Below are 5,279 nucleotides of genomic sequence, written 5' to 3' on the forward strand. Positions count from 1 at the left end.
ATCGACGACATCTGCTGTATTGCTCAAGATCCTGCTCCTGTGCGGTGCGCCATGCCCTTCCACACCGGCCGAAGCGCCTGACGCGCTGCAACGAAGGAAGGGAAAAGGGCATCGTAGGTTTGCGAAAGCGCCTCGTCATAGGCATCGCAGTCGCCGAGAAGCGGCGTCACCCATTCGGCGGCGCAGTCTTCCATCGAGCCATAGACGCCGAGGCCGACCGCGGCCATCATCGCGGCGCCTGCCGCGCCGGCTTCCTGGCGACTGCTGGTGCGCACCTGTGCCCTTGTCGCCGCTGCGATGATGCGGCGTAGGGACGGGCTGCGCGCGGCGCCGCCCGACAGGCGGATTTCGCCCGGCACGGCGCCCATCGCCTGGTAGCAATCGCGTGCGGCGAAGGCCAGTCCCTCGAGGACGCCGCGCGCCAGATCGCCAAAGCCATGCTTGACCGAAAGGCCGATGAATCCCGCGCGCGCATCGGGGTCGACGAATGGCCCGCGTTCGCCGGCCAGCGATATGTAAGGCTGGTAGATCAGCGATCCCGGCTCCGATGCTTCCACCCAAGCGTCGAGGGCCTTCAGCAACTCGTCATGAGAAGGCTTGCCGCCAGCCGTGGCGAGCACGTCGCGCGCAAGGCCAAGCACCCAGTCTATGTTGAGCGTCGCCGCCATGTTGGATTGCAATTGTGCAAAGGCGCCCGGAATGGGCATGGCGATCGTGTAGCCGGAGCCATCGTCGTTCAGCACGACATCGTCGGGAGTGGCGGCGAAACGCGTGTGAATGCCGGTCGAGCCGATGACCGTGCAGCCGACATTGCCCGAGGGATCATAGAGGCCGGCTCCGAGCGCCGTCATGACCATATCGACGTAACCCAGCACCACCGGGGTGCCTTCGAGCAGGCCAGTCTCTGCCGCCGCCGATCGCGACAACGGATGATGGTCGGTGGTGCCTTCGAGCATGGGAGGCAACAGGCGGCGATGCGTCGTCAGATCCAGGATGTCGAGGGCTTCGTCGGAATAGTTGCGCGACCGAAAATCGCCGAAGGTGAAGGTTCCCTCGGAGGGATCCGTGGCGCGTTCGCCTGTCATCTTGAAGTAGAGCCAATCCTTGCAATGCAGGGCGGTCGCCGCCCGCTCCAGCATGCTGGGATGGTTCTTTTTCATGAAGGCAAGCTGGGCGCCTTGCTGGCAGGAATTCAGGCCCGTGCCGGTCAGCTCGAACCGCCTGCGATCCCGGGGATCGGCGCGCATCTCGTCGACCAGATGTCCGGCGCGGGCATCGAGCCACAGCCAGGCGCGCGAGACAGGCAAGCCGTCGCCATCGATCAGCCAGGTTCCGTCGCCCTGCCCGGTGATGGCCACCGCTGCGGTTCGTTGCGCGAGGTCGGGAACCTTGGCCGCGAGATCGCGAACGGTCCGCGCCATGTCGCGCCAGGTCTGGTCGAGGTCCTGCTCGGCGCCGCCGCCTTCCAGCGTGACGAAGCTATTGGGCACCGACGTCATGGCGAGCTGCCGCCCGGACAGGTCGAAAGCGATCGATTTGATTACCGACGTTCCCGCGTCGATGCCGATCAGCAGGTCTTTCATGCCGCAAATTCCGGTTGGTTGCGAAGGCGGTTCACGAGGGCAGTCATTTCGTAGAAGAGGCAGGGAGTGTCCGCAAGGACACCCCCTGTACAGGTATTACTCAGACAGCACGAAGGGTGCGGTGTACTTGTCGACATTGTCCTTGGTGATGAGAAGGCAATCGAACAGCTGCTTCTCGGTCGCCGCACCGGTGGCACCTGTCTTGATAAACGAGTCCGCCTGCTGCACGGCCTTGGCCGAGAAGATGGCAACCGGCTGTAGCACGGTGTACTGCAGTTCGCCGGACTTGATCGCCGCAACCGCATCCGGGGAGCCGTCGAAGCCGCCGACCTTGATGCCGGCGAGCTTGCCGGCTTCCTTCAGCGCCGCAACCGCGCCAAGCGCCATCTCGTCATTGCCGCTGATCACGGCGATGATGTCGGGATTGGCTTGCAGCATGCTCTGCATCTTGTCGTGGCCCTGGGTACGATCCCAGTTGGCGACCTGCGAAGCAGCCTTTTCGAGATCCGGGTACTGGCTCAGCACAGTCGCGTAACCGTTCGAGCGCGTAGCGGCGTTGTTGTCAGACGGGGCGCCGAGCAGTTCGACATATTTGCCCTTTTCGCCGACGGCCTGCACCCACTGCTGGGCACCGAGAGCAGCGCCTTGCGCGTTGTTGGAAACGAGCTGACCCTTGGCGAGGCCTTCCTGATTGATCTCGGCATTGACGAGGAACACCGGGATGTTGGCTGCAATCGCCTTCTTCACCGCACCGACAGAGCCGTCAGCGTTGGCCGGATCGAGGATGATCGCCACCGACTTGTTGGTGATGGCGGTGTCGATCAAATTGCTTTCGGTATTGGTATCGCCCTTGTGGGCGCCGACATTGGCTGTATAGCCAAGCTTCTCGGCCTCGGCCTTGGCGACGTTGCCCTCAGTCAGCCAGTAGGGGTTGGCCGGATCGTTGACGATGATCGAGATCAGGCCCGCGGCTGACGCGGCGGCCGTGAACCCGACGACCATCGCGGCGGCGAGCAGACTTTTCAGCATGGTTTTCATGTACATTCCTCCAATGATTACGCGGTGTTGCTGCCAGTTCACCTGGCAGTCTTCCCTTGGGCAGGATTGGCCGGTTCGGCCTTCCCCCGTTTCTGAGAAGTCGGTTGGCCACCTGTCGCGCTTGGGAGCTTGCTACGGCGGCGATACTGAACGGCATTGAGGAGCACGGCGAGCACGATGACCGCGCCCGTGAACACTGTCTGCCAGTAGGATGAGATGCCGATGATCACCAGACCGTCGGACAGGAAGCCGATGACGAAGGCCCCGAGCAGGGTTCCGCGGATGTTGCCACGGCCGCCGGTCAGTGCCGCGCCGCCGATGACGACGGCCGCGATGGCCGTCAATTCGTAGGTGGTGCCCGCGGTCGGTCCCGCCGACGTCAACTGCGATGACAGGATCAGGCCGGCAATAGCGGCGCAGATGCCTGACAGCACATAGACCGAAATCTGCACCGTCTTGACCGGAACGCCGGACAGTTCGGCCGCGCGCTCGTTGCCGCCCGAGGCGTAGAGCCAGCGCCCGAAGGCGGTGCGGTTCAACACGATGCTGCCGATCAGCGCGATGACCACGAGAACCACGACGCCCGTCGGCACGCCGAACAAGCGGTTGAAGCCAAGCGCATCGAAGCCGGTGTTTCCGAGCTCCGGCTTGCCGCCGAGATTGTTATAGGTCAGGCCGCTGGTCATCAGCAGCGCCAGGCCGCGCGCCATGTACATGACGCCGAGCGTGGCGACGAACGCCGGAACCTTGAAGCGCGCAATGAGCACGCCGTTGATCAGCCCGACGACCGCGCCCAGCATGCAGGCCAGCACCGCAACCACCCAGACCGGCGGATAGAGAACGACGCCCAGCCAGGTCAGCGTCACCCCTTGCATCAGGAATCCGGCAACGACGCCGGCCAAACCCAGCGTCGACCCCACCGACAGATCGATGCCGCCATTGAGGATGACGAGCAGCATGCCGATCGCGAGGATTCCGAAGATGGCGACATGTGAAGCCATGGTCAGGAAGTTCGCCACCGAGAGGTAGTAGGGCGACAGGATCGAGAAGACGACGATGATGACGATCAGGGCAAAGAAGGCCCGGCCCTCGAGCAGCAACTTGGCGAGATCGAAGCCTTCGCTCGCGCTTGGACTGGACTGTTTTCTGGCCTGGCTGACGTCGGTCATGGGTCTGGGCTCCGAAATTCTGGTGATCAGGCGACCACGGCTTCGCCGGAGGCGGCCATGATCTGCTCTTTGGTGGCGTTGGCGCCGAATTCAGCTGAAATCCTGCCACGCCGCATGACGACGATGCGGTGGGCAATGCTGAGGCATTCGTTGACCTCAGAGGTCGAGAAGACGACCGCAAGCCCTTGAGCGGCGCGTTCGCTCAACAAGCGGAAGACCTCGGCCTTGGCGCCAACATCGATGCCGCGGCTCGGCTCGTCGAGGAGGATGACCTTGGGGTTGGTCGTCAGCATCTTGCCGATGACGACCTTCTGCTGATTGCCACCCGACAGCGATCCGATCATGGCGTTGCCACCTGCGGTCTTGACAGTCACCTTGCGGATCGAGTCTTCGACCAGCTCTCGCTCCCTGGAACGGGACAGAAACAGCCCCTTGGCGAACGCCTCGATGCTGGCAAGCGAGAGATTGCGGCCGACGGTCATCGTTTGCACCAGCCCGTCGCGCTGGCGGTCCTCGGGGACCAGCACAAGCCCTCTGGAGATGCGCTGGGCAATGCTCAACCCCGAGACGTCCTCGCCTTCCAGAAGCGCGCGACCGCCCGCCATCGGCACTCGTCCGGCGACGGCCTCCAGCAATTCCGTGCGCCCGGCGCCCATTAGCCCATAGATGCAGACGATCTCGCCGGCCCTGACGTCCAGCGACAGGTGATCGACGACGGAATAGCCCGAGCCCGAAGTGTCAACGACGCTGACGTCCTCGATCGAAAGGGCGACCTCGCCGAACGCATGACCGGTCGGCGGCGAGCCGAGATCGAAATTCTCGCCGACCATGTTGCGCACGATCCACTCGAGGTCGATGTCCCTGGCTTCGGCCGTTGCCGTTATGGCGCCGTCGCGCAGGACAACGGCGTAGTCGGTGATCTGCAGCGCTTCTTCGAGGTGATGTGAAATGTAGACGATGGAGACGCCGCGGCTGGTCAGATCGCGGATCACCTTGAACAGCACCTCGACCTCGGTTGCACTGAGCGCGGAGGTCGGCTCGTCCATGATGAGGATGCGTGAATCGACCGACAGCGCCCGTGCGATCTCGACGATCTGCTGTTGACCCAGGCGCAGATCCTCGACGAGAGTCATCGGGTCGATGTCCTCTTCGAGATCGGCCATCAGCGCGCGCGCCTGGCGCGATTCTTCGGCGAAGTCGAGGCCGGTTCTGGTGCGCAGTTCGCGGCCCATGAAGATGTTGTCGCGAACGCTGAGGTTCGGCGCCAGGCTGAGTTCCTGGTGGATGATCGAGATGCCGCGATCGCGCGCGTCCGAGGATGAGGAGAAGCTGACGAGATTGCCGTCGAGCACGATGTCGCCGGATGTCGGCGTGACGACGCCGGACAGGATCTTCATCAGCGTCGACTTGCCGGCGCCGTTCTCGCCGAACAGCGTCGTGACCTTGCCGCGATGGATGTCGAAATTGACGCCCTTGAGCGCATGAACGC

General features: G+C 63.5%; 4 protein-coding genes. All 4 read right to left on the reverse strand.

Annotation, left to right across the window (positions count from 1 at the left end):
* Window positions 1-23: 23 nt before the first annotated feature.
* The gene (locus EOC06_RS31930) at window positions 24-1,583 is read right to left on the reverse strand and encodes an FGGY-family carbohydrate kinase (protein WP_128309660.1); all 1,560 of its coding nucleotides are present in this window, start codon (window positions 1,581-1,583) and stop codon (window positions 24-26) included.
* Window positions 1,584-1,679: 96 nt separating this feature from the next.
* Window positions 1,680-2,627 (reverse strand): D-ribose ABC transporter substrate-binding protein, encoded by a 948-nt coding sequence (locus tag EOC06_RS31935; RefSeq protein ID WP_023756738.1) that lies wholly within the window; start codon window positions 2,625-2,627, stop codon window positions 1,680-1,682.
* Window positions 2,628-2,659: 32 nt separating this feature from the next.
* A complete protein-coding gene (locus EOC06_RS31940; protein WP_127382043.1) occupies window positions 2,660-3,790 on the reverse strand; it encodes an ABC transporter permease in 1,131 nt (376 codons plus the stop codon).
* A gap of 26 nt (window positions 3,791-3,816) precedes the next feature.
* Window positions 3,817-5,279, reverse strand: a 1,463-nt coding sequence (locus tag EOC06_RS31945) for a sugar ABC transporter ATP-binding protein (RefSeq protein WP_164898845.1), incomplete at its 5' end; no start/stop codon positions are given.

The organism is Mesorhizobium sp. M7A.F.Ca.MR.362.00.0.0, from assembly GCF_004023175.1.
In the GTDB taxonomy this organism is placed as follows: Bacteria; Pseudomonadota; Alphaproteobacteria; order Rhizobiales; family Rhizobiaceae; genus Mesorhizobium.

Coding starts and splice junctions, on each gene's coding strand:
- EOC06_RS31930 (WP_128309660.1), bottom strand. CDS start 1,583: ATGAAAGACCTGCTGATCGGCATCGACGCGGGAACGTCGGTAATCAAA.
- EOC06_RS31935 (WP_023756738.1), bottom strand. CDS start 2,627: ATGTACATGAAAACCATGCTGAAAAGTCTGCTCGCCGCCGCGATGGTC.
- EOC06_RS31940 (WP_127382043.1), bottom strand. CDS start 3,790: ATGACCGACGTCAGCCAGGCCAGAAAACAGTCCAGTCCAAGCGCGAGC.